Genomic DNA, 26,994 nt, shown 5'->3' with positions numbered 1-26,994 from the left:
TAATTGCTGGTTAACTCGTCTATCAATCTTCTTGCTCCTTGACGGTAATCGTTATCGTCTCGCTGGACGTCTCGCCCGCCGCATTGACCAATAACGCGCGGTACTCGTATACGCCCGGCGCTCTGCCGGTAATGCTCGTTGCCGCCTTTTGGGCCTTCGGCGTCGCTTCGGTCAGCGTCTGCGAATCGATCAATGTCCCGTTCTCGTACAGGCGGTATTCGGAACCGTTCGTTCCCCACCACATGTTCATCGTCACATTGTAATTGCCGTCGCCGTCCCAGTTGTTATGGGACAGGACCGGTTTGCCCGGAGCGGCGTCGGTGACGTTCACGACAAGCGGATCACAGGCCGTGGTGCCGAAGACGTTCGTCAGTTCGCAGGTGTACGTATACGTTCCGTTCGCTTTGCCTGCGATATCCGTTTTTACGGTTTGCGCCTTCGGCGAGTTGTCCGACAGCGCCTGCGTATGGATCAACTCACCGTTCTCGTACAGCTTGAACTCGGTGCCGTTGTTGCCCCACCACAGGTTCATCGTGACCGTGTAGCTGCCGTCCTTCAGCCCTGTGTCATGCCCGTTGTTGTCGGACAGGACCGGTTTGCCCGGAGCGCCGCTCGCAAGCGGCGTCACATCGTGCAGCCACTGCGCCCAGCGGACCAGCACGGCCGCTTGATCAGCCGTGAACACTTTGCCGCTTTGCTTGTTCACTTCCTGGATGTACGCTTGCAGCAGTTTGCGAGCCTCCGCGCCTTTCCTTTCAGCCGCTTTCGCTTTGGCCGCTGCCAGCTTCTGCTGAAGCGATGCCGCAACTTGCTGCGCACCCGCTCCCCCTGTTTCAGTCGCGAACGTGCCGGTCAGCGCAGACAGGCTGTCGAACGTCGCAGTTACGCTGTACGAATGTTCCGCCGATGAGCGGTGCCCGGCGGCATCCTCCGCTTCCGCCGTCACCTTATGAACGCCCGGCTGCAGCGTATACGCCTTGACATCCACGAGCGGTGCATCGCACGGCGAGTAGGTCACGCCGGAGACGGTGTCCACCGCTTCGCATGTGATGTTGACCGTCTGATCGATCGTATAGGACGCTTCTCCGGTGATCGCGAGTTGAGGCGCGGTCAGGTCGATCTTCGCCTCCGTCGATTTCGGGTAGACCGAACCGGTTACAGTTACAGGACGATAGAGCATCTGGTTCGGCCCTTCCTGGCCGAGGACAACTGACGCGTCGTAGACACTCCAGCTGGTGCCGCCGTCCAGACTGTACTGCACGTTCCCGTGAGCCGACAGCGTCACCGTTACCGGCGCCGTGTACCACCCGTTCTGGCCGTTCGGTTCGGAAGGATCGAGCGATGCCGTGATCTTGAGCTCCAATCCCTCCAGAGCCTCCAGCAGGCTTGCGGCTGCCGCATCGACCTCGGCCTGTGCTGCAGCGGTATTGTTGTACACCGCTTGCGCCTCCGAAACCTCCGTCTGAAGCGCCGCATAGCTTTCCGCCGTATAATGCTCGGCGTTTACGGCAGTCGCTTCTTCCAGCAGGACCGGAATTAACGTTTTGTCAATCCAGTTCACCGTGTTATTCATGACGGCTTTGATCTCGTCCGCGCTCAGGACGTAGTTGTAGGCGCTGAATTCGTCGATCATCCCATTGAACAACGGATCGTTAAACTGGCTTTTGCCGATGTAATTTGCGCCCGGCTTGAAATCGCTCGGCTTGATTGTAACATTGTTGTTCGTTGCCTTTAGTTCGCCGTTCACATAAAGCTTCGCCGTTTTGTCCCCAAGCGTAACCGCCACATGCACCCATTGGTTGCTTGCGAGCTTCGAGGTTTGGACGATCTGCTCGCCGCCGCCGTTCTTGATCGCGAATCGCAGCGTATTGTTGCCGGAGCTTGGCGAGAGGAACATAAACTGATTCGTGTTGTTACCGAAGTCGAATATTCGTTGCCAGTTGCCGCCGCCTCTCCAATTGACCCAGGTTGCCAAAGTGATTTCACTGTAACCGGATAGGGCGTGTTCCGCCGGCAATGTCAAGTAGCTGTCCGTACCATTCAAGTTGACAGCTTGGCCAGTCTTGCCCTCGGAGTAACCAACGTTTCCATGAGCCGTTCCGTCATGTTTGCCGAATGCATTCTCCACGTTGCCCTCGAACCAATAGAGCGACAACGGCACTTGAACAAGTAAAGCTTCCGCCTGTTCAAGCTCGGCAGCAAGCTTCGCCTTGTCTGCTTCCGGCTTCGCCATTTCCGCTTCGATCCGCGCCGCTTCCTTCATGTACATGTAGTGGCTGCCCTGCGTATAACCTTCTGGCGTAATTACATTCAGCTTAACCTTGAAATCTACGGTTTGGCTGGCCTCGAAGCTTCCGTTACTCACCTTAAAGGTTACCGGATGGCTGCCGTAATCGGCCTGTCCCGGTGTCCAGGAGAGCACGCCGGCCGCTGAGTCGAAGGATGCGCCCGCAGGCAGATTTTCAGCTTGATAAGTCAGTTCCGCCCCTGAAGGATCGGCTACAGGCACCTGATAGGTGAGCAGCTCCTTCGCCGTCACTTCCACAACCGGCTCAGCCGTGATTACAGGCAATCCTTTCACCGTAATCTTAACGGTTCTGGAAGTAGACAGTTCTCCGGATTTGACGGTAAAAGTCACCGGATGAACGCCGCCCTGTTCTTTGCCCGGCGTCCACGAGAATGTGCGCGTTTCCGCGTTGAAGGAAGCTCCTTCAGGCAGATCGGCCGCTCCGTATTCGACACCTTCCATGCCGTTCATTTCTTCAACTGTAAAGGTCAGCTGCTGCTCCGCAACGACGAGTTTGTCGCCGATCGGAGCAAGCACCGGCAGCCCTTCGATAAACTCCAGCCCTTCGAGCGCTTCCAGCAGACTCGCCGCGGCCGCATCGATCTCCTCCTGGGCAGTATCGGCATTACCTGCCACCGACTCGGCATTCGTATGCGCCGCTTGGAAAGCTTCGAAGCTTTCGGTTGTGTAATATTCGGCTACAATTTCAGCCGCATTAGCCAGTAAATGCTCGAGCAGCGTCTTGTCAATGCCGATCTCTAGTAACTCGATTTCTTCAAAGTTTACGAAGCCATTATGATCGTCATAGATGCGGATATAACGATATGGCGTCTTGTCCGGATTAAGGCCGGAATACCATTCATAAATCGACGCATTCGGAATCTTGTACATATCCGTCCAATTGACTCCGTCATTCGAGCCCTTGAAGACGGTGCCATTGACACGGCCTACATGTGTTCTTCTCGGCAGGTAGCGGAACGTATCCACCACTTTTTCGTTTTCTGCGCCAAAGTCCACATCAACCCAGCTTTCTTTAGACCTGGTGTGGGCAATCGTGTTTGGATTTTCATCAAATAAATACCATGCGTTCTGTTCCTCGGAGATGTTATCATTCTGCCAGAACTTCTCGGAGGCTCTGGCCATCGATGGATCCATCTGAATTTTCGTCAGCAGCGTCCGAACCGAAACGAGCAGCTTCTTCGCATCGTAGATTTCGTCAATCAGCTGCGCCTCGTCAAATTCAGGTTTCATCATCTCCGCTTTAATACGATTCAATTCTTTATGGTACAGGTAGAAGCTCGCCTTCGTATAATCATAAGCCGGCAAGCTTTCCGCATCCTCCAGCACGACCGAAATCGGATCCGCATCAGCGGAGACCGTGGCCGAGAACGGTTGCGGAGAGCCGTCGTCATGAACGGGCAGCACCTTATAATACGCACTGCCATACCGTAATGAGTCCTGGAATGGCTTCGCTCTTGTACCTGTGAGAACCTCCTCCCAAGGGGAGCCGTCTTCCAGCTCGGTCGTGCCTGCCTTGAATACCGGATCGGTCAAGCTCGCCTCTTCATCATAGGTGCGGTATATGTTGAACCAGGAGGCTTGCTTCGGTTTCGTCCAATGCAAAGTGATCTGATCTTTATCTTTCTCAACAAACGGAATCAGACTTTCTCTCGGCATAGCCGATACGGTTACTTCGCTGAATGCCGCCTCTTGAGTCGATACGAGTCCTGTATAATAGGCATATGGGAATAAACTTTCCGTCTTCGCGACGTATTCCCAATCGACTCCATCTTTCGATACAAAAGCATGGGCGATCTGCGAATTATGATGCCACAACAGCTTGATATAAGGATAGTCATTGACATGATACCCTTTAAGTCCATGATTGAACGGACTTACAGCTTTACCGCCATTCCATACCACAAAGGATACTCGATTACGATCTTGCAAGACCAGGTTCCCTTGGTCATCCGCGCCAAAATACAGATAACGGGAATTATCAGAAAGCTCTTCCCTTAACATAATACCGCTCAGAGCGCCGCTATTCTGATCGATCCTGGCACTGATCGAGCTGTTTCCAACTGCGACCTGATGGACATAGTGGAAGGAGTCCTTAATATCTCTTCTATAGATATTAAAATCGTCCCCTTCTCCCAGGCCTTTCCCATCCACATTCTGGATTGTAATCGCATCACCGTTAACCGTTGCGCTTCCTTGCGTGGTGCCAATGAAGTCCTGCTGCCATGGAGAAGCAAGATTTTTGGATCCGGCATCACTCAGATCAGCTTTTGCGCGCCATGACTCCCAGCCTGATCCATGTTCATTCACGGCTGCCACTTTATAGTAATATTCTTTCCCGCCCACCACATCGGTATCTTTATAGTGATTGCCCGTTAACCCTTCCGCAATCACGGCATACGGACCCTGTTCGGTTTCAGAACGTTTGAGAGTATACGTTTGTCCTCCGGCAGTCGTTTTCCATATCACATCTACAAATCCATTGCCTTCAACCGCTTTGGCAAAATCCACATGATTTGGCTTTGGAGCCGGATCAAATTTGGACGATAATTTTAAAACCATTCCTTTTTCAGGTCCAATGGTTACTTTTCCATTGGTTACCGGAATATTGGATTTTGAAACAAAATCGAAAATCTCATTTCCTGTATAATCGGAAGGCAGCTCCACCTCAAAGGTACTTTCATTCTTGTATTCAGGACGAGTCGTATTCATGATGATGAAATACTCTCCATATCTTGCCGCCATTAAATCCGTCAAAGCTCCATAGGGGTGATCGACTTCAAAATTGTCACGCACCACTTTACCAACGCCCGGCTGATACGCAATGGGCAATATTTCACCTGCCAGGGCTTGAGGCGCGAATCCTTTGACTGGCGGTTCTCCTCGCTGGAAATAGACATCCATATCATGCGATCTGATGTAGTAATCTTCATATTGCAATTGATTATTGTGAGCAATCTGCACCAATCGCACATACTCAGGTGTGACAATATGAAGATTTCCAGTTCCCGGGAATCCCATATTATTCCTTGATAGGGACCCGAACATTCTAAAGTCCCCATCCCGCATGGAGATGAAATTATTATCTACATCGATCCATGCAAACTGCTCATAATCCTCCGGATTGACACCTAATGCGTCAATCTCTTGTTCTGTATAATAGTCAAAATCGGTCTGAGGAAGGACAACCCCGGCCTTAACATCATTAAACCTTGCATAGTCCTTCCGGGTGTTGAAAATATAGTCATAGGTTTCACGCAGATTGAAATCCCTCGAATTCAAATCGCCCAATATGCGATTATCCATCTTCATCTGCTGTACGGCCCCTACCGTATATCTGGCATAGTCCCAATACTTCTCCCATTCCGGACCGCTATAACGTTCCTCATGATCCGCCATATATTTTTCCAAGTACGCATAGGACGTGCCATATCCGAGCATTCTGGCGCCATAAGCAGGAGTTCTGGAAGGCATACCCCCATTCCGTTCATCTAGAGGGGCATTCATCGCGAAGAGTCTTTTGCCCTCATCATCCAGGTCTTGGATTCGAGTCCATAAACGACCATAAAAGCTGTTAAGAGCTTGTTTCAGAAGTTCATCATTGACTTCTTCATCCCCAGGCTGATCCAAGGTTCGATAGAAGTATTCCAAAATATAATTGGCCACTTCCCCATAAATACCTACATAGTGATTTTCTCTTCCCAATCCGCCTTGGGTGAAATTTGTATGCTGATCTCCATAAGGCTTGCGTCGTACAACATGACCCTCTTCATCCAATTTGCTTTTTGCAAGCCCTTTGCCGACAATATGTACATAATCATCGGTAAAGACAGCTGAACCATCATGAGCAAACAAAGAATGATAGAGATCTAGTTCTTCCCCATTAGGACCTACCAGTACTTCTTCTCCTAACCAGGGTCTTATTCCAAATATTTCATATAAAATTTGATGACTGCGCTCTTTCCCTTCATAGAATTCCGACCCTACCATCCTGAGCCCTTCATGAGCCTTCCATGCGCCTTCGTACGTATAGAACACCTGATTCGTAATATACGATTGTCTGGAACGGGCGAAATCAAAATTCGCTTTCAGCACCCGTTCCCAAGCCATTCTTCGGGTTAATGGTTCACCGTTCCACCCTGCGCTCGCAAGGGAAAATTCTCCTTCAACCGTTCCTGTAGCAAAGGGTTGATCCAGAAAGGCATTGTAGGCTTCTTCCCCTAACACTTCTTCGTCAGAGATCAGGTTTTCCGCAAGATATAAAGCCTCGCCTAATTCGCCATAAAAGCCGCCCCAATCCCCCTGGTGTCCTCCGCGAAGCACCAGTCTTGTATTTCCATAATAGTTTTTCGTATGAACGTCAATGGCTTGAAACATACGCATTAACGCTTCACGTTTCGCTTCCGGGGTTTTCATTGGAGATATGTCGTCTTTCAAGACCAAGGCATAATACCGAAGAGCATTTGTGTATTTCGCGATATTTAACGTGTTGTTCGGATTATTGCCGAGATGGTTATAATGATTCATAAAGGTGGTAATGGGTTCTTGGCTTAACTGTGCAATCTTTGCTTCAATTTGCTCAGTCGTTTCTTCAGGTCGCACTACGGTCCCCGGTCCCTGACCTTCTTTAAATTTATACCCCTGCACTTCATCCTCTACATCAATATAAGCCTGGGTATGGGTATAACCGGTATAGTACCCTCTTGACGGTTGTTCTACCTTCCCCCAAGGAATCGTTGTATTGATTGTGATTTCAACGATTTCCTTCCCTCTCGTCGACTCCAGAGGAAGCACAATGGTGCTGTATATAAATTGATTCGGTGCTCGTTCGCCACCTAACAGAGGAGAATAATCCCCCCCTTTGAAATACCCGATCTGTTCGCCATTGATCACAATTTGTGCTCGTGAAGGCATCGTCTCATCTCCTGCAAACTTCACCGTAAAGTAATTTTGCAGATACGGATCCACCTTCATGGAAAAGGTTAAAAAACCACCTGTAACTGAAGCAGGAATAAGAGGCTCAGATATCCTGGCTGTTTCCCCCAAAAAACCGGTGATCACGCTCGTAAAGTCGCCCCTGAAATTGTGAGCGCTTTCGGAATTAGGATTGCCGAAATCGATCTTGTCCAAAATACCGTTAGCAGATTCAGACTGTGCAGGTTCAGGCTGCGTTTCTTCATTAGCCGCGAATACACGATTGTTCGCCGCGGGGACGAACAATGACACCAGCATGACTGCCGCCAGACAGACGGCCAGGGCGCGCACCGCCCAGGCTGATTTCTTGTTATGCAAAACCATAAATAATGTCCTCTCCTTACGTAAATTATTTTATAATCAAGAACACCTAAAGATTTGATTTAGCTAAATCTCTAGGTGCTCCTAATTTATCGTGATGTAAATTCCAATATTTTAATTCTTTTGAGCGAGGAAGGCGTTGATTTGCTTTTTCAATTCATCTTTAATCTTTTCTACGCCCGAATCCCTCAAATCCTTATTCATCTTCGCCAAATTATCTTCAACTTCGCCGAAACCGGACAATAAGAATGGAAGGTACTTATCCATAACGGTGTTGCATTTGGCCATTTCATTTTTTACAGGCTCTGGATCAAATGTAAATCCTGCCAATACATGTTTCTGATACGTATCCGGCATATATTGATATTCCGTATATTGTCGAATCTGCTCCGGCAATTCTGCAGGAATTCTGGTTAATGTCGGATTCCAGGTCATCTGGTAACCAGGGAACGAGTAATTTTTCGCCGGATCGACTCCATCCGGAATCTTCCACTCTTTATCCCCTACAGCTTCCCAGTTTTTACCTTCGATTCCGTAAGTGAATAGGTCATTGTTCTCCTGGCTGGAGAAAACCCAATCCAGGAATTCCATCGTTCTGTCAATTTTCTTGGAATTAGCAGGTATTGCGATGAAGTTCCATGCCTTGCCATCCGTAGATTGCGTTCCAGGCGCCATCTCCTGATTGTTCTTCATAATCGGCCAGAAACCGATCTCCGCATTCGGGTCTTTTGCCTTTTGCTCGGCTTCTTTCCCCTTGAAACCGCCTACAGTCATGTATCCTGCAGCTTCAGGCTTACCTGTTCCGGTCGTGTTTGTCAACGTATCTGCCGGAATAAATGGGTTAAACCGCTTCGCTTGATTAAACTGGTTCATCAGATAATTCAGACCGTATTCGGGATGAAAGTTAGCCCATTCGGATGCCGGGTCGCCATAAGCCGCCACACCCGCAACGGATTTCCCGTCATCGGCGATTTGAACGTAAACGAAATTTTTCTTCGGATTTCCTTGGCCGGTAAACGGAAATACTTTTCCCTCCAGCTGTTGTGCATTGATATCGGTAAATAATTTAAAGAACGCGGTATTTCCATAGTTTCCAAACGGGATCATGTCTTTTTCGTTTTCTTTCACTTTTTCAAGGAAGTTATACAAATCGTCATAACTGCTGATCTCGTCCATTCCATACTTCGTTAACAAATCTTTTCTGTACCATACGCCTTCCATATCCATGAAAGAGTTTGTAATCGGAATAGCGTAGGTTTTGCCAAAGATCTTATTATCATTGATATACTCTTCTGAGAAAGCCTGTTGAAGTCCGGGATATTTCGGGTTGTTAAAGTATTCGCTTAAATCTGCCAATACGCCGTCTTTGGCGAATTTAGTCAACTCCCACGGAACAAAGAGGTCGACGTCTTCTCCCGATGTCATCCATAATTGATGCTTTGTTCCATAGTCGGCAGGCGGTGTCCATACAACATTTAATTTCGTATTAAGCGTATCCTGCGTCCGTTTCTCAAACTCTCTAAAGGCGGAATCGACATCGCGATAATGCCCGTTCTCATTCCCGAAGAAACGAATATTAAGCGTAACCGGCTCCTTCTTTGCTGCAGGATCCGTACCTTCTGTCGAACTGCCGGTTGGCGCCGTGCTTCCAGAAGGCTCGTTTGTTTGCTTGCTGCATGCCGCGAATAAAGCAGCAAGCATCGTGACAGCAAGCAGCACTACAAAAAACTTTTTCTTCATGTTACTTCCTCCCTTTTATTATACGATCATCTATACTAAACCGCTTTTTGCGGGTTTAGCCCTTAACAGCTCCAACTACTAACCCCTTAACAAAGTACTTCTGCACAAATGGATAAACAAATATAATAGGACCTGTAGTGACTACGGCTGTAGCCATTTTGACCGTATTTTTTGGGGCAACATAATTAAGCACAGCTCCTTGCATGTAATCCATTTGATACATAAAGTCCACTTCTCTCAATACCTTCATGATCAGATATTGCAAGGTGTACAGATCTTTATCGTTAATATAAAGGGTGGCTTCAAACCATTTGTTCCAGAAACCGAGTCCATAAAACAATCCGATTGTTGCCAGTGCAGGCTTTGCCAATGGAAGGATGATTTTAAATAAAATATAGATGTCATTCGCTCCGTCTATTTTGGCGGACTCCGCCAGCGAATCCGGTATTTGATTGAAGAAATTTCTTAACAGAAACATATTAAACGGATTAATCAACGCCGGTACAATATAAACCAGGATATTATCGCTTAAACCTAAATATTTGGAGATGAGGAGGTACGAAGGTATCAAACCTCCGTTAAACAACATCGTAAAAAAGACGAAAAAAGCAATTTTATTTCTGTGAGTAAACGTTTTGACGGAAAGGGCATAAGCCATGGCGCTGGTAAGGATCAGGCAAAGGAATGTACCCACAACCGTGATAATGATCGTTGTCTTGTAAGCGGTGAATATGGTGTTATCCTGAAATATGACCTCGTAAGCAAATAACGAGAAATCTTTTGGAATAAGAGAAAAACCGGTTAATTGTACAGCTTTTTCGCCCGACAGGGAGCTTGATATAATAAGGATAAAAGGCACAATGCAAAATATTGAAAATAGGGCCATGAAAACATAAGAAAATAGATCTATTGCTTTATTCTCCAAGCTGCTTTTCATTTTCAATCTCCTTCCTTTAAAAAATGGCAGAATCCGAATCATATTTCTTGGCAAAATAATTCGCTACAAATACGATGACTAAACCTACAAGGGATTGATAAAATCCGATCGCGGCTGTCATGCTCATTTCATTCATTTGCCTGAGCATTCTGAATACATAAGTATCAATGACATCGGTCGCCTCATACAAACTAGGGTTGTCGCCTACAATCGCATAAATCATACCCAGATCTCCGTGGAATATGCCTCCGATGCCAAATAAGGTCAATAGAACGGCTGTTGATCTAAGCTGCGGCAACGTAATCTTTGTAATACACTGCAACCGGCTGGCTCCGTCAATTTTGGCAGCTTCATACATACTCTGGTCCATGCCTGCTATAGCAGCCAAATAGATAACGGAGCCGAAACCCGCATCTTTCCATATTTTCAATACAACCAGTATGCCGACCCATATATTCGGATTAGAATAAAAATTGATTTCCTGTCCTTCCTGAATCAATCCAAACGTTTTTAAAATGGCATTAATAAATCCTACATCCGTCGACAATATTGCAAAAACAAACATCGACACTAATGTCCAGGAAATAAAATGCGGCAGAATGACAACCGATTGTGTCACTTTCTTATAATGTTTGGATCTGATTTCCGATAAAACAATGGCAATCAGGATCGCAAAAAACAACCCGGTAAAAAGAAACAATATGTTTAAATACACGGTGTTCCAGGTTACTACCAACCAATCCTTTGAGGAGAAGAAATACTCGAAATTTTTCAGACCTACAAATTCACTTCCAAAAAGTCCTTTCATCACATTAAAGTCTTGAAAAGCTACGATGATTCCTACCATCGGCAGGTATGAGAAAATCACAAAAAATAAAACGCCTGGTAAAACCAATAAGTACAAATAGAAATTTTGTTTCACATCCGATAGGAAGCTCTTTTTTTTCTTCTTCATCACTACGCGGTCCGCTTTGTTACTGCTCAATGCCACACTCATACTGATCATCCTCCCTATATGCTAAGCAAATCTCATGGCTCGCGTCGTGGGAACACTGAAAGCCTTTTCCCTTTTGACTCTAATACCACATTTATGGCTGTTCAAGTTCTCGTTTTGCCAAAATGCCGATTTGATGGTTTTTGAACCTGTTCAAAAACACACTGCAACGTATCCTGATTCTATTTGAACTCAGGCGGTTTACAAGAAAAAGAACCGACAGCTTAGATGACTACTTCGACATAGTCAATTCCGCTGTCGGTTCTTTATCTGCTTCATTTTACTCATTCGAAATTCGTTTGCTTTGACTCCCGTTATCATGGATACTCATTCTATAATTCTCCGGGGTTTTGCCAAAGTGTTTTTTAAATACGGTAAAGAAGTGCTTGCTATTCTCTGGATACCCAACCAATTCAGCAATCCTGCTGACAGGATCATCCGTTTCGATTAGAAGTCTCTGCGCTTCTGACATCCTGCATTGCGTAATATAATCCGACAATGATATGCCCGTTATCTCTTTGAATATAGACCTGACATAATTAGGAGACAACTCGACATGCTTTGCTACCGTATCCGTTGAAATATTCATATTATCATAATGTTTTCCGACATAATCTTTAATTTTATTCGCCATAATGGTTTTTACATTTTCTTTTGCATCATTGCCTTTTGTCTCTATAACCTTGGAGCAAAGTGAATAGAGATACGTTTTTATTTCCTCCAACGTTTCGCAGGCTTGGATCTCAGCAATAAGCACCTTTATGCTGTACTCTCCATTCTCTATACTAGTCTTGGCTATACCGCTTAGTGTCCTTGTAAGCAACACGGCTAACTGCAGCACCGTTATTTGTATTTCATCCGCACTAGATAAAACAAGCCTTTCAAAAAACTCATTGAGGCTTATGTCCATTTTTCTTAAATTGCGTTCCTTTATGGCTTCGATCATTCTCTTCTCAATATCATAAGGATATTCATGGAGACCCTTATTATTTCGCTCAGCTATATCGCCATATTCTATGACTGCTTTTCTGCCGAAAATAATTCGATAATTCGAGGCTGCCAGTGCATTCTGAAAGGATTTACTTATCCCTTCAACTCCTTCAACAATATCTCCTATTCCCGCAGATACCGAAATCTTCAAATATTTTTCTACTTGATCTTGTATTTCCGTTGTCGTATCGATTAGTTTACGCACAATCTCGTCACTTCTATTATTTACATTTAAAATAATACTTACATAATCGTGTCCGTTATCAATGCCCTCTACCTTAAATCGTTTTTCCCTAAAGAATTCAATTGCAATGTTTAGAATTGCAAATTTCACTAATTTTACGTCTTTCGACCATTTACCTGAAAGAACATCTTCAAGTGCATCCATTTTAAGTACAAGGGTCAAATAGAATGGAGCGTCGTCAAAGCTTACCCCGCACTCCGTCCTATAATCATTGTCGTAGATTTTTTCATCCATTTCCCCATCAACTAATTTCACCAAAAATGTCTTCTTCTTATCATTCAACAAACGGTATGAGTCCAGTCTGTATTTATGAAGCAATTTTCTAAAGGGATTATAGATGCTTGAGGTAAAGAATACAGCTAAAATGATCCCTGCGAGTATGAAAATAATCGTTACAATCAATAATGTCTTTTGCATCGAATAGGCCGACGATAATAGCTTGCTATATTCGCCTATGCCTATAAATATCAAGCCTAAATGTTTTGCTTTTACATAGCTGACAAGTGACTCCCTATCATTAATCTTCGTTTTAAAACTTCCTTTTTCATGGTTTGACAACATGATTTGTTTCGCAAAGCTTTCATTGGCAAGATTTTTATTGATCATAGAAGTGTCATCATGAGATAATACATTACCATCTTTATACATGATCAATACTTGATTAAGATCTCCGGCACTTCCACTCGTAACCATTTCTTGTAGTATTCTTTCATTTAAATTAATGACCAATGACGATTCAACTTCACCATGATTTGAAGTGTTCGAAAGAACCATGGTTAAGAAATTTTCGCTTATTTCCCTATTATTTATTACATAGTCCACTTTTCTTGTGAAATATTCATCAGAAACGTTACGTTCTGAATTCTTCAGAATATGGATTATATCTTGATCCAAAAAATCAGTTGTCGACAGAATCCCTTCTCCAACCTCGGATATATTGAATATTACCCTGTCAGCCTTTGAATTATAAATATAAATGGAGCGAATAAGCGGATTTGACTTCACATATTGCCTTAATTTCTTTAATACATCTTGATCGGCAAATGCATCTATTTTATCAACATACAAACCATAATTAAGATCACTATCCAGACTATCATTAAATAAATGATAAAAGTTATAATAAACATTTATGAGCATTAAATCTGTAATATAATAAGATTGCGATATAAAATTTTCAGAGGTTTGACTGACTTGCTCTATACTTTTATTGCTGTAGGTACGAAAGATGACAAAGGAAAAAACGGATAATAGCACGATAACAATAACTAAATAGGAGGATAAGATTTTTATCAATAAAGTATTTCTTCTATAGAGGCGTTTTAGCCTTCCCCCTGCACGTTCTACCTTCATTTGGCTATCCCCCTCGATGTATCTATTGGGAGAACGACCTGGGAAACCGACCAGTCCCCCAGCTCGCTCAGAACCGTCCCTTCGTTACTTTCGAAACTGAATGCCATGGGCCCGAAAATAGATCACTTCCGGCGCTGCACCCCCGGGCTGCTTAGGACTTCATCTTAATAGCATATTTAGGGCTGCTCAAGTTCACGTTTTATCAAAATGCCGAATTGATGGTTTTTGAACCTGTTCAAAAACACACGGAAACGTATCCCGATGCTATTTGAACTGTTGACAGGATAATCCGTTTCATTGAGAAGTCTCTGCTCCGCCCAGTCGCCAAGTAGATGCAGCTTATTCATTCCAAAGCTTCACGCGTTCCTTCACCAGCTTGGTAAATTCCTCGTTCAGCTTCTCGACGCCCGCTTCCTTCAGCTCCTTCATGAAATCGTCCCATATGGCGTCGAATTGTTCCGGCTCTGCCAGAATCGCTTGGGTAATGCGCCTCTTCATAATGTCCTGACACTTTTGGAAGATGACATTCGCTTCAGAGCCGGTCTCCATGTTGATGTTCCATGCCGCTCCCCACGGTCTAACCGGGAATTCTTCCTCGGACGGCCACAGATCTTTGTAACTTTTGATATGGTAAGCAGCCAGTGTCTCCCTATCCGCCTGGGTGTATTCCTTCTCGATTTGTTCCGGGAAGACAGTGGTATAATAGTTGCCCGTTGGGTCCTTCACGCCGTCGCCGTAGCTCGGTCCAAATCGGTACATATCGATACCTGTCGTTTTTCTAAAGTTCCAATTATCATTGACTCTCCTATTCAAAATATCTTCAGGAATGATGCGTTTGCCGTTTTCTACCTTGTAATGCTTGTCTTCGATTCCCCAGTTGAGCAATACTTGTCCTTCATCGGACGCCAGAAAATCGAGAAACTTGATGATGCGAACCGGGTCTTTGGCGCTCTTCGTGATGGAGATGCCGATCCCCGCCAAATATCCGTAGCTCTGGAAGTCATGCCTTTTGTAGGTTTCATTCAAGGTAACCGGGAAGTTGGCGTAGGTTTGGTCGAACTTGCCTTCCTTCCTCAATTCCGCTTCTTCTCCGGCGAAATCCCAATCCATATCGATGAGTCCCAGAACGCGTCCGCTGGCAATCTTCGCCTTGTACTGATCATACTTCTGAACGAAGCTCTCCGGTTCCAGCAAGCCGATGTCGTGCATATGGTTCAGCCAACGGAAGTATTCTTTCTCTTCCGGACGCAGATAATGGAGTTTCGCCTCATAAGTATTCGGGTCGATATAAAATTCGCCTTCATCCGGCTCGCCAGTCGCTGCGGCGGCCGGGTTGGTTACGCTAATCAAAAACTGCCATTCTCCTCCGTTCAGGGTCAAGGGAATGTTCGGTTGACCGTCGGCCGTGGTCTTGTGTTTGTCATAATAAGCTTTGAGAGCATTCTCGAAATCCTTCACCGTCTTGATCTGTGGATAGTTCAGCTCCTTCAACACGGCATGCTGCAGCCTGAAGCCGCCTCCTGCCTTGAAGTAGGTTTGGTTTACAGGTGCTGTCGGCAGGACGTATATACCATGGTCGTCATTGCTCCAGCGCAAACGTTTCATGTATTCGCCATAGACCTTCTTGATGTTCGGCGCATGCTCTTCAATGAGCGGCGTCAAATCGATCAATGCTCCGGCATCCTTCAGCTTGCCCGCGCTGACTTTGGCCAAAACCATGTCCGGATACTCGTTTCTTGCCACCATTAACTCGAACATATCCGTGTCAGTGATGTTTATCGGGAATTGCGCTTTGATCGAAATGCCGGTTTTTTCCGTTATGAGCTTGCCGACTTCGCTTTGCATGTCGTCCCATAAAGTGTTGAGGTCGCCAGATGCTAAAGTGATTGTCATGGGTGTGCGTTCTTTGTTCGACGATGTGTCAGGACTGCTGAAGCTATCGGAGTCCGATCCGTTGCCGCAGCCAGTGGCTGCAAGAAGCGCTCCGATCATTAAAAGGATTGCCGCTTTTATATTTCTGGCTTTCATGAGATGCCGCCCCCCGCTTTAAAACTATGATGTTTCCAATGAAACTGCCTCAGCCTTGGGAGGAGCCCCTTTGATCGAAGATGGGGAAGCTCCTACATATTTCTTGAATTTGCTATGGAAATAACCCACATTGGGGTAACCTACGAGCTCCGAAACCTCGTAGACCTTGTTACCTTCCCTGAGTAACCGGCTCGCTTGCTGAATACGGACCTTGTCCAAGAAGGTATGGAACGAATCTCCCGTATGCTGCTTGAACATTCTGCCCAAATAGCCTTTGTTGTAATTGTACATCTCAGCCATCGTCTCCAGCTTTAGATTTTCATAATAATGCCGCTGGATAAAATCCATCACTTGCTTGACCACGGGCAGGCTTCCGTCCCCACCCAGCCTTCTCGCCAGTTCGGCGAGCTGGGAATGAGCGGCATGCATCAGCTTATCGTAATGAGTGTGCTGATATAGCTCGGCAAGCAGAGGCGCATAATCCTGGATATTGATGCTTGGATGAAGAGCCGCCAGCTTGCTCAGCGCAACGGACAACACTTGGGCCAGGCTAGTCTTGATCGCGGTTTCGGAAGAATTGTAAGCCGCTAGCGCCTTACCCGCTTCCTTCAGCGTCTCCGCCACCCCCTCGCATCTGCCGAGATCCAGCATATAGAACAGCTTGGTAGCGAACGCCTCCAAATCCGGGGGAGCATGCCCGTTCGTTTCCGCAACCAAATGGCTCAAGACGTGTTCCGTCGCCAAGTGGATCTGTCCTTCGTCGAGCAGGAAACGATCTTTCAACAATCCCAAGGCGCCCTCGTACGATTGACGGATATCCGCGAGATCATAGACAATCCGACCAGCGGCGGCCGTGAAGCCCCGCCCAGGCTCGCAGGCGTCTTGCAGAAGCCGGGTCCATTTGCTTTTGGCGCCTTGCCGGTTCAAGTCTTCCTTCAGTAGGAAACCGGTATACATGCCGGTCAGAAACCCGTACCCGAGCCCCTCCGACTCCGCGGCTTCAAGCCATCTCATCTTAATCGACTCCAGATATCCAGGTCCCGCTTGAGAGAAGTCCTCCGCCTCAACCAACAGAATTTGCTTGGATTTCCCTGCGAAGCTGGTTAAGGGTACCAGTTCGCATTCCAGCTGCTGGGCGTCTGCCGGATCAGCCGCGATCAACTTGAGGATAAGTTCCTCCCGCAGCGCATCGGCATGGAATTCGGATAATTTTGCGCGACCTGACAACTGATCCAGTTTCGCTCGGATGCGCAGCAGTTCCTCCCTTAGCTCCTCTACATCGATCGGCTTGAGCACATAGCCGCTCACATCCATCTCGATGGCTTGCTTGGCGTAGGCAAAGTCGGCGTATCCGCTCAGGATAAGAAATTGGCAATCCCTATCCGTCTTGCGAATTTCGCGGATCGCTTGAAGACCATCCATGCGCGGCATCCGGATATCGATGACGATCAGTTCGGGAGAAAGCTCCTGATGGAGGGCAACCGCTTTTCTTCCGTTTGAGACGTCTCCCACCACGCAGAAGCCAAGCGCTCCCCAATCGACAATTTTCAGAAGCCCTTGCCGGATTGCCGGTTCGTCATCGGCCACTAGTACTTTATACATGCAAATTCCCTCCCAACGGTATGGAAAATGTTATGTGCGTACCGGATCCCGGCGGGCTTTCCAGTTTTAGCCCGAATCCTTCTCCGTAAGTCAGAATAAGGCGCTGATGCACGTTGCGGAGTCCTATCCGATGCTCCTCGGCATCTTCGATGTCCTGAAATGAATGCTCAATTTCCCGCAATTTGTTTTCCGGTATGCCGCACCCGTTATCCTCTACCGTAATCACTACCCGATCCGACTCCACACGAGTATCGATAATTACGATGCCCCTTTCTTCAATCTCCTCCAGCCCGTGTATCACAGCATTTTCTACTAGAGGTTGAATAATGAGCGGGGGAATCTCCACATTCTTTGCCGAATGATCCAGATGGAGCTTGTAGGTCAAACGTTCGTCGTCGAAACGGAATTGCTGAAGTTCCAAATAGCATCGCACGATATCAAGTTCTTCCTTGAGCGTGATCTTGCGGTCACCGATTTCAATGCTGCGCCTCATCAGTTTCCCCAAGAGATGCACGACATTGGAAATCTCCGTATCTCCCTTTACAAACGCTTTCATTCGGATGGACTCCAGCGCATTGAACAGAAAGTGCGGGTTCATTTGGCTCGCCATCATCTTCAGCTTAATGTCGCGCTGCCGCAGCTCCAGCAAGTTTTTCTGCAGTTGGGACTCTCTCACTTCTTCCATCAGGCTCCGGATGCTGGCAAGCATATGGTTGAACTGTCTGGATAACGCGCCAATCTCATCGTTTCCATCCACATCCGACTTCACGTTCAGATTGCCTATGGAGACTTTGTTCAATACCCTATTAAGCAGCAGCAGCCTGTGGGACAAAAAAGAGGAGGTGAAGTAGACTAGGACGAGCGCGATGGACAAGCTGGCCGCAATGATGCTGAATCCCAGCCTGCCGACCCGGTTTGCGTCGCTCACGATGCTGTCGATCGTAAAGACCGAAACGACTTTGAGCCCGTTCCGGCTATATGGCGGAACCACCTCCTCCACCACAATCTTCGATGTCTTCCCTTCATAATCAAACTCGTAAGCGCCAGCCGGTTTATCGCTTAGATCCTTGGCGAAATCCATGCTGTCGATATTCCGGCCGACCCACTGCGGTTGTTTGGCCGCGACAATTAAGCCTTTAGAATCGAAAATCATCGTATCGAACGGTTCCTGGCTTAGAATTCTATTGAGTTCATCCTGATCCAAATCAATGACCAGCACTCCGTAGGAACGGTACAGCGGAAAATCAATTCTGCGAACAAGGCTGAGGTAAGGGCGATTGTCCTTCGTCTCGTCAGGGATATAACGCCAACTGATGGACGAACTGGATTTGTCCAACGCCTCCAGATACCATTCCGAGTTTTTGACAGACTCATCTGCGCTTAGAAAGTCCCAGTTGCTAATCTTCATCGGCGGATCTGTATAGAAGCGGATGTTATGAATTTCCTTGTATAGCTGCACGTAATCCCGGAAATAGCGAAAATCCCAATAGGCTGTAACCATGTCGAATTTGGTCTCATAGCGGGAATTGACCAAATTGGATAGCCTGTCGTCTACTTGTAATTTGTTCGATATTTCAATCGGCATCCGAAGAATGTCCGTTACTTGCTTCTTGATCTTATCCACGTTGTTCATGGTTTGCTGTGTAGCCTGATCTAGTACATTCTGACGGTAGGAAACCGTCAAGATACTGCCCACGAGCAGTACCGGGATGAATACCACGACCACGATGGAAATAATCATCTTGTTTTTTAGCCGAATATTGTTCGTTTTCCTTACCGCGGCGAGGATCTTGCTTCCCATTCCAGGTCTCCTTTCGGATGCTTGGTACTTCTTTGACGGCGCTTACATCAAGATTCTTACGATGAGTCGAAATTATTTTCCTATCAAAATTATACCTCATCAACACTCTTATAAAAAAAACAATATATCCCATGTAAACGGGGGGGCAACCTTGAAAAAGTAAGGGTCGAGGAAAGAGCTGCGTAAAGAACAATGTCCGTGGGCGCAATAAGCCCACGGACTTTGTTTTGCCACATTAGAATGGATAAGTTTGTCGGTTTTCCTCCTAGTCATGCGTTATCGATATGGCTAGCCGACAATTCCAGTGCGCTCGATCCCTTCAACGAAGTACCGCTGCACAAAGAAATAAATGATAATAAGCGGCAGGATAGCGAGCAGAATGCCTGTATCCTGCACCATGCTCAGATAGAAAGGATCTGCCTGGGAGGAACCCCCGCTAACAATATTATTTAGGTTGTATGGCAAAGCAGACAGCTGCACAGACATGACCTTGCCTGATGACAGATACGTTGTCGTAAAGAAGCTGTCGTTCCATTGCCACACGAACGAGAAGAGCAGCACGGTAATAATCGCCGGGATTGCGTTCGGGAGCATAATTCGGGAAAACGTCCTCCCGACCCCTGCGCCATCGATGTATGCGGCTTCCTCGACCTCTTTGGGGATTCCCCGGAAAAATTGTCTGAATATAAAAATATAAAGTCCCGCCTTCAGCGAATTGGCTGTCAAGGCTGTCAGTATGAATGGCCAGTAGGTATTCAGCAGATTAGCCGATTTGCCCGTAAGCAATGGTACTATCCCTAGCAGCGTAAAATCCTTCAGGTTGAGATAAAGGGGAATAAGAATCGTCGAAGGCGGAACCAATATGGTCAGAATGACTCCGGCAAACAACAGATTGCTTCCTTTGAATTTCAGCCGTGCAAATCCATATCCAGCCAAAGCGCAAGATATCGCAGTAAGGATTGTAGTAGAGATCGACAGCGCAAAGGTATTGACTAATGTTTCCCAGTAATCCATAATCATGATCGCTTGCTTAAAATTATCCCAAGTATAATGGATGGGAACCCACACCACGATCGGCGAATATAGATCCTCTTTATCTTTAATCGCTGTCGAAATTTTTTGCAAAATCGGATACAAAATCAAAAACGACAGCCCTGCAATCAAAACAAGACGGACGAATGACCAAATCCACCTTTTCCAGGATTCTACCGATAGCAGTCGGGAATTGCGCACTCGTACAGCCCCCCTAATCATAATAAAAAACTTTCCTCGATATCAGATAGGTGCTTATCAGCAAGATTAGAGCAACGGCCACAAAGTAGATCGTTGCCATCGCCGAGCTGAGACCGAAATTAAAGGCAGAAAAACCGGTGTCCAGAATCAAGTCCGTTATTTCGTTGGTGGAGACCGAATCAACAATGGTATAAATCACATTGACCAGAATAAGCGGACTGACCATTGGGAACGTTATCTTCCAGAAGGCCTCGTAGCCGGTTGCCCCTTCCATCTTGGAGGCTTCGTACAACTGCGGTGAGATGGTCTGGATTCCCGCGAGGAAGATCAGAATCTGAACGCCCGATTGGCTGACAATCTGATAGATACGGTCAACGGAACCTGTGAGGTAATTGACGATCCATTCGCTAACCCCGGCTTGCAGCATCATCTTCTCCAACTCAAAGCTTTGTAAGGAATTAACGACCTTTGCCCCTGAGCTTGCATCGCTTATCGCTTGCACCAGGCTTGTGCTCTCCAGATTCATAATAACGCCGGATGCCAGAATAACGGGAAGGAAGAAGATCGCCCGGGCAGCGGATCTTCCGATGAATTTCTGGTTCAGCAGCACCGCCAGGAATAAACTGAAAATGACGATCAGCGGAATATTGACCACGATATTCACGATTGATTCGGTCAGAACGCGGTTGAAGCTTGTGTTTACCGTCAAGGCTTCCACGTAGTTTTCGAATCCGATGTATTTAACCGTGATCCCTTCCGAATTGGCCGTTATCTTGCTGAAGCTGAATTGCAATGAACTCAGCAAAGGAACAAAGAAAAAGAAAATAAATCCAAGCAGCCATGGCAAAACGTAAAGAAAACCCCATAGTGCCTTTTTTTCTGAGTAAGTCTTTTTCAACAGGCGAGATTTTAGTATGGATTTCATTTTTGCACACCACCCATTACATAGCCTCCGGCTTCGACGTTTAGGCCATCCGCCTGTACCATTGATCGATTGTAGTTCACAATGACATAGATACCGTTCTCATAAACGGTTTTGAAGACGCCTTCGCTTAACTTCTCGTGCGAAATCATCATCTGGTTCTGCACTTTGCCCAAAACTTCATTCACATTCTCATAGATCTGCGCAGCCTGCTCCAGCCATTGCTCGTAATGAACGGCGTACAAGCCGTTGTAGTCCGTATCCTTTACTTTATCATTCGATTCATGAATCCATTTGAAGTAAACGCCGGAGCCATATTCTAGAGACTTCATTACATACTGGTTCATGTCGGTGAAGGTCGACAGATTATAAGGCTTGCCCGTATAGTCGATATATCCGCGAACGACCATTTGATAGAATGGTATTTCTTCGTCTTCAATCTTGAACCCGCTGTTCGTCATTGGCGCATTCGTAATATCCGTAATATACGGAAACGCATAAGCGTTGCCGCCATCGGCTATAATCTCGAGATACCGATCGCGAATCTTGGTCAGCGCCTCTTTCGATATCGTTTCGGATTCCGTTCGGTCGATCTGTTGGCTTGTCCGATAGTCGGTATTCAACCGGCTGCCCAAATCCTGCAGCGACATCCCTTCAAGACGATAGTCGTCAAGATCTTTCAGCATGGAATCCACAACTTTCAAAATATAGCGCGGCGATACAACATAGGACGGAGCTTTGCTGCGGTCGCGCTGATTCAAGACCGGTTCAATCGGATAGATCGCGGCAGGATCTCCTCTTAATGTTCTGGAAGCTTCCTTGGTTACATCGAAGCCATCGCTTGTACGCGCCTCTGCGATGTAGACGTCCGGGAAAAAGGAAAGGTCCTTGTCCCGAGCGAAGGAGATGAATTCCCGAAGCGCTTTGCTCCCTCCTACAGCTCCATCGACCGCAACATGATCCGGAACCTGATGATCAAGTCCTTTATTAAACCAACCCGAATACTGAAGCTTAATATTGCGAATATTGCGCACCTGCATCTGATTTACGATATCCTCTGCTTGTTTAAAGGTTGTCAGAGGTTCCAGCGCCTTATAAGGGATTCCCACCGTATGCTTATTTTTCCCGACGCTTCCGATCAGCTGCAAATAAAACGGCACATCCCCGGAATTTGAATCGCTTGCCGGCTTCCGTTCGGGAAGTCCCTGCCTTTTAATCAAATACTGTTGATAGTACTTCGCCATTCCGGAATAATTGGCTTCATCCCCGCTCAGAAAAGCGTAACGGATCGTAAAGTCCGATTTTGTCGGTTTCTCTTGATACCTGGGCAAGGAACGTTCCTGACCGTTCGCGTCCAGGGAGACCTGGTCCTTATTGATCACATAAAAGCTTGGATAAATATAGTTATAGCTATGCAACCTGCCGCTTACATCTGCATGAACGCTTGCAACGGAATCGCCTTCTTCAATAATGCCGAGAAAGGCTCCATCCTTGCGAATCATTCCAAATACCGGCATTCTGGCTTTTTCTTCCAAGGCGCCGTCTTTGACACTTTCCATCGTTAGATCGGATCCATAGATCCTTTGTTCGTATGATGGATACTTGGTTTTGCCATTGTTGAAATGGATAAGCGCCCCCGATCCGTCCGGTACAAATAAGGAGCCTTCTGACTCCTCTCCTTCTGCGCCGAAGAAACCAAGAACCGATATCGTGTGGATCGGATACTCTTCTGAATAATGAATGCCGGATGCCGGCACTTTGACCACAAGACTATCGCCATCCAAGGTATACTCGATCGAGGCAAGGAATACTCGCGGTTCGGGTTTGGTATGCTCCAGCTGAAGCGCCTCGAGATCCTTCCGGAAATCTTCATCCGTATAGCCGGCATCTTCGAGTGCCTGGAGAGTCCGTTTCAGCTGAATCCCGGCCAGAGAATCATTTCGCACATACACAGAAGGGTCTGTATCCTCTCTGTAGGCAATCATCAGCGCGCGCTGGCCCGTTTTATCCACTTTACCCTTAAGCTCCTCCAAGCGTTCTTTCGTCAGCTTGCTTGGAATATCGTCAACCGTTTTCTCTTCCGTTCCGAATTGATAAGTCACTCTGATGCCGTTAGGAATGTTTTCGAAGCTGACTTGCTTATGAATGACGCTATCCGTATAGGAGTTGACCGAGCTGAGCTGGCCGAACGCGTTATGGAAATCGAGCTTCAATTGTGCGGATAATAAATCCTTGTTAATTCCTGTCGCGAGTTTATCGGATTCTCGCTCCGGCGGGTTGCTGTACCATACTTCTCCGCTTATTTTATCGAGAACGGCAATAACTCCCGACTGATCGTCTGCGAATAATTGCAGACGATTGCTCTCTGCAACGCCTTTCATATCCGCGACTCGAGGATCCGTGAAGGAAACGGCCAAAGCCGTTCCCTTAACAAATTCCGCTGCAGCAGAGCGATTTGCCTCCGTTTGTTTGTCAGAACCGGAGCCCGCACAACCAGCAGTCATTATTCCGAAGAGGAACAACGAAGTCAGCAAGGCATATCTTTTCAAATTCATGGCTGCGCATGCCTCCTTCCTTAGCTTCTCAGGTCAATTTCCTGGTAAATAGTTGTAGCAAATGATGAGATTTGCTGAATCAGGCTAAAGAAAAGCAAGCACAGGAACGCCAGAAACCCCATGGCGACAACCGATAACAAAAGGGTGCCTATCGTCTTTGATGGTGTAAATTGATGAACCGTCATATTCCCGACGAACAACAAATACAATGACCAGATAAGGGCGATGCTGTGCGAGAAATAATAGAAGCCCGTCTCCTGGATCGAGATGACGTTACTTAACCAAATCCATGGGAATGGGATGATCACCATTGGAATGAAAGCAAAGCAGGTCGACGTGAAAATTTCGACAAACTTCCCTTCTCCGTCCATCAAGGTCGTGAGCGACCAATTGGCCACGCACCAGAACAACACCGGGAGCAGGACATACAGAACCTCCATCAAGCTGTTCATGTTAGCGGGATTGTATATATTGACGAGGAATCCGCTATACTGGCTGCTCATAATATTGGTTACGGCCAAGAGGAACAAGATGGAGAAGGAAACAATCAAATTCGTTTTTTTGTTCCATTCATACTTCAAATCCCAATAGCCGTTAAATGGGTGCAGAATCAAATAAAATGGATGTTTAAGAAGTTCACTGTTCAATTGCGGCACGCTTCCTTCCCCCTTTCCATTGCCTTAGCTTCCTGAACGCGATTGTGCCGAGCGCAATCAAGACAATGCCGGTCATGATCGCTGGAAAGTATTCGCGCAGCACTTCCTTGCGATGGAGCAGGAATGCCTTCGAATAGTTCGGCTGATCCTTGCTTTGCTTAAAATATTTCATCGCCTCAGCGTATTTCCCTTGCCGAAGCAGCGCTTTGCCAATTCCGGCATAGGCGAATTCCAGGTTGGCGTTCATATGGATCGACTTCTGGAATAAGGCGAAGGCCGCCTCTTCATCGCCTCTGTAGTAGCTTCGCACGGCTTCGTTCAAGGTCCGGCCATATTCTGTTGTCTCGAATAATGTAATTTCCCCGAGTGCCTTATCCAGGACGAGAAATTGATCCCCTACACGCTCGATGGCTGAAGGCGCATTGAATTCGCCCAGCTGATTGCCCAGACCGCCGAATACATACATGAAATGTCCATCGCCGTTGTAGGTGAATATTCGTCCGCGCCTGGAATCAAGCACTGAATAGATTTCGCTGTCCGCGACATCGATGTCAATCAGTCTCGAAGCGACCGTCTGAGACATGGCAGCGATGTCGCCGCGCGGGCTGAAATACCCCGTTCGCCTCAAAATATCGTTCCCCTGGGCATTTAATTTCTTAATCGTATCGCCAGACCTGTCGCCGTTCGTCGCATAAATAAATCCTTCCTCGTTAATATCCAGGTTCGTAAATTCCGTTGGCGTAAACATGGCCATCTGACTCCGCTGGGCGCGGGTCGACAGCCGTTTCCATAGCAACTCTGCCGGGTCGACCCTTACGCGGTTCGCGCCTATGAACGTAGAAAAATCGCCATTAGCGTTAAATTCCATAAATCCGTCAAATACGCCGGCAGCCATGACATAAATCCGCTGGGCCTTATCGACAACAACTCGAGCGGGTTGGAACTGGAACTTCTCCTGAAATAGCTCGGACTCAGGATTCTCGATCACCTTCACAAGCTCGCCATTCGGATCGAGATGAACAATTCTTTTATTGCCCGTATCAGCGACGTATATATGCTTGTCTTCGGTTACAAACAGGCCCTGCGGGCTCATAAATTTATCTGGCCCCTCCTTCCCATCGAAGGAATCGATGATGCGAACCGGCTTGAAGCTCGCATCCATTACCACGATTCGATTATTCCCCGAGTCCAGCACATAAATTTGCTTGTCTGCCGTAACGTGTATATCGTTCGGTTCCTTAAATGGTCCGGCTCCCAGAATGTCGCCATTCAAGATGGCCGTTGCCCTATAGGCGGCAGGCGAGGCGACAGGATCTCCCCAGTAGGAATAATTATAGGATGCGGGAGTTTCATCGGCATGTACGATCGCGCTTCCCATTCCAATGCTTAGCAAACAGATGAGCGTCGTGAGGACAAATGTCCTTGCTTTATATAGGCTGCTCAACATCGCGTCTCATCCTTTCTACTCTTTCATCCCGGAGGTCGCCATCGTCTGCATGACGCTGCTCTGCGAGATGATAAAGAGCGTAATCGGAACGATCATCAAGAGAAGGGCGACCGCCGCTCCGACGCCTGCGCGGGCGATGCCGCCTGCAGAGATTTGGCCAAGCGTGTAATGGAGCGTCTTCAGGTTCTCGCTATATATGAAGTTGCCTCCGTCTGTCCCCCACAATGCGGGGAACTGCAAAATCATAAGCGTCAGCCATGCGGGCTTTACGTTCGGCATGACGATGCTCCAATAAATCCGGTATTCGTTCGCTCCGTCGATCTTGGCCGCTTCCAGCAGCGCATCCGGAATCTGTTCCATGAATTGCTTCATGAGGAACAGTCCGAGCGGGAAGGCGAGAGACGGCACGATAACCGAGGCGTGCGTGTTGATCCAGCCGAGCCAGGACATGACCATATAGTTCGGAATGGCGGTAACATGTCCCGAGAACATCAGCGACAAAATAACGATAGAGAATAGTGTCCCCGAACCCCAAAACCGGTATTTCGCCAGAGGATAGGCCGCCGCAGACGCCAGCAGAATATGTCCAGCCGTCCCGACGATCGTAATAAACAAAGTATTGGCGATATAGCGGGACAGCGGCACCCACGAGCTCCCCATCAGGGCGAACAGGTCGAAGAAATTGTCCAGCGTCGGATTGTTGACCAGAAACCGCGGCGGGAATATGAACAGTTCGTCAAGCGGCTTGAATGCGTTGTTGACCGCATAGATGAGCGGGAGCGCCATAAACGCGCCGAAAACGGCAAGAAGCGCGAAGAGTAAAAAACTGACGGCAAAAGATCGGTTCAACCGCCTGGGGGTCCGGAATACAGCTAGCATCCTCATGACCAAT

At 47.1% G+C, this 26,994-nt stretch carries 14 protein-coding genes; all 14 read right to left on the bottom strand.

All coding sequences use genetic code 11. The annotated features are described in order from the left end of the window. Positions 1 to 22: 22 nt before the first annotated feature. The 14 genes from IDH41_RS20835 to IDH41_RS20770 all read right to left on the bottom strand — a co-directional run bounded on the left by IDH41_RS20835 (position 23) and on the right by IDH41_RS20770 (position 26,987). Positions 23 to 7,603: a LamG-like jellyroll fold domain-containing protein gene (locus tag IDH41_RS20835; RefSeq protein WP_190864463.1), complete on the bottom strand. Its 7,581-nt coding sequence runs from the start codon at positions 7,601 to 7,603 to the stop codon at positions 23 to 25. A 111-nt stretch (positions 7,604 to 7,714) separates the two neighbouring features. Next, positions 7,715 to 9,340 (bottom strand): ABC transporter substrate-binding protein, encoded by a 1,626-nt coding sequence (locus IDH41_RS20830; protein WP_190864461.1) that lies wholly within the window; start codon positions 9,338 to 9,340, stop codon positions 7,715 to 7,717. Between the two features lie 55 nt (positions 9,341 to 9,395). Continuing rightward, positions 9,396 to 10,277: a carbohydrate ABC transporter permease gene (locus IDH41_RS20825; RefSeq protein WP_190864459.1), complete on the bottom strand. Its 882-nt coding sequence runs from the start codon at positions 10,275 to 10,277 to the stop codon at positions 9,396 to 9,398. A 16-nt stretch (positions 10,278 to 10,293) separates the two neighbouring features. Next, the gene (locus IDH41_RS20820) at positions 10,294 to 11,274 is read right to left on the bottom strand and encodes an ABC transporter permease (protein WP_190864457.1); all 981 of its coding nucleotides are present in this window, start codon (positions 11,272 to 11,274) and stop codon (positions 10,294 to 10,296) included. A 277-nt stretch (positions 11,275 to 11,551) separates the two neighbouring features. Next, the gene (locus IDH41_RS20815) at positions 11,552 to 13,858 is read right to left on the bottom strand and encodes a helix-turn-helix domain-containing protein (RefSeq protein ID WP_190864456.1); all 2,307 of its coding nucleotides are present in this window, start codon (positions 13,856 to 13,858) and stop codon (positions 11,552 to 11,554) included. 339 nt (positions 13,859 to 14,197) lie between these two features. After that, positions 14,198 to 15,886 (bottom strand): ABC transporter substrate-binding protein, encoded by a 1,689-nt coding sequence (locus tag IDH41_RS20810; RefSeq protein WP_190864454.1) that lies wholly within the window; start codon positions 15,884 to 15,886, stop codon positions 14,198 to 14,200. Positions 15,887 to 15,910: 24 nt separating this feature from the next. Then, positions 15,911 to 17,488 (bottom strand): response regulator, encoded by a 1,578-nt coding sequence (locus IDH41_RS20805; protein ID WP_190864452.1) that lies wholly within the window; start codon positions 17,486 to 17,488, stop codon positions 15,911 to 15,913. Beyond that, positions 17,481 to 19,289, bottom strand: coding sequence for a sensor histidine kinase (locus tag IDH41_RS20800; RefSeq protein WP_190864451.1), 1,809 nt, complete (start codon positions 19,287 to 19,289; stop codon positions 17,481 to 17,483). The genes IDH41_RS20805 and IDH41_RS20800 overlap by 8 nt, the downstream gene beginning before the upstream one ends. A gap of 288 nt (positions 19,290 to 19,577) precedes the next feature. Continuing rightward, complete coding sequence (locus IDH41_RS20795; protein WP_190864449.1) at positions 19,578 to 20,522, bottom strand: carbohydrate ABC transporter permease; 945 nt, start codon at positions 20,520 to 20,522, stop codon at positions 19,578 to 19,580. 13 nt (positions 20,523 to 20,535) lie between these two features. Next, on the bottom strand, positions 20,536 to 21,447 hold the full coding sequence (locus IDH41_RS20790) for a carbohydrate ABC transporter permease (protein ID WP_190864447.1): 912 nt from the start codon (positions 21,445 to 21,447) through the stop codon (positions 20,536 to 20,538). Further along, complete coding sequence (locus IDH41_RS20785; RefSeq protein WP_190864445.1) at positions 21,444 to 23,999, bottom strand: DUF5696 domain-containing protein; 2,556 nt, start codon at positions 23,997 to 23,999, stop codon at positions 21,444 to 21,446. The genes IDH41_RS20790 and IDH41_RS20785 overlap by 4 nt, the downstream gene beginning before the upstream one ends. A 20-nt stretch (positions 24,000 to 24,019) precedes the next feature. Beyond that, positions 24,020 to 24,655, bottom strand: a complete 636-nt coding sequence (locus tag IDH41_RS20780) for a Yip1 family protein (RefSeq protein ID WP_397328328.1) — start codon at positions 24,653 to 24,655, stop codon at positions 24,020 to 24,022. Further along, a complete protein-coding gene (locus tag IDH41_RS20775) occupies positions 24,636 to 26,102 on the bottom strand; it encodes an NHL repeat-containing protein (RefSeq protein ID WP_190864443.1) in 1,467 nt (488 codons plus the stop codon). The genes IDH41_RS20780 and IDH41_RS20775 overlap by 20 nt, the downstream gene beginning before the upstream one ends. Positions 26,103 to 26,117: 15 nt before the next feature. Next, positions 26,118 to 26,987, bottom strand: a complete 870-nt coding sequence (locus IDH41_RS20770; RefSeq protein WP_190864441.1) for a carbohydrate ABC transporter permease — start codon at positions 26,985 to 26,987, stop codon at positions 26,118 to 26,120. Between the last annotated feature and the right edge of the window lie 7 nt (positions 26,988 to 26,994).

The sequence above is a fragment of the Paenibacillus arenilitoris genome (genome assembly GCF_014705655.1).
Classification (GTDB): domain Bacteria; phylum Bacillota; class Bacilli; order Paenibacillales; family Paenibacillaceae; genus Pristimantibacillus; species Pristimantibacillus arenilitoris.
This window is presented reverse-complemented; position numbering and strand designations above follow the sequence as displayed.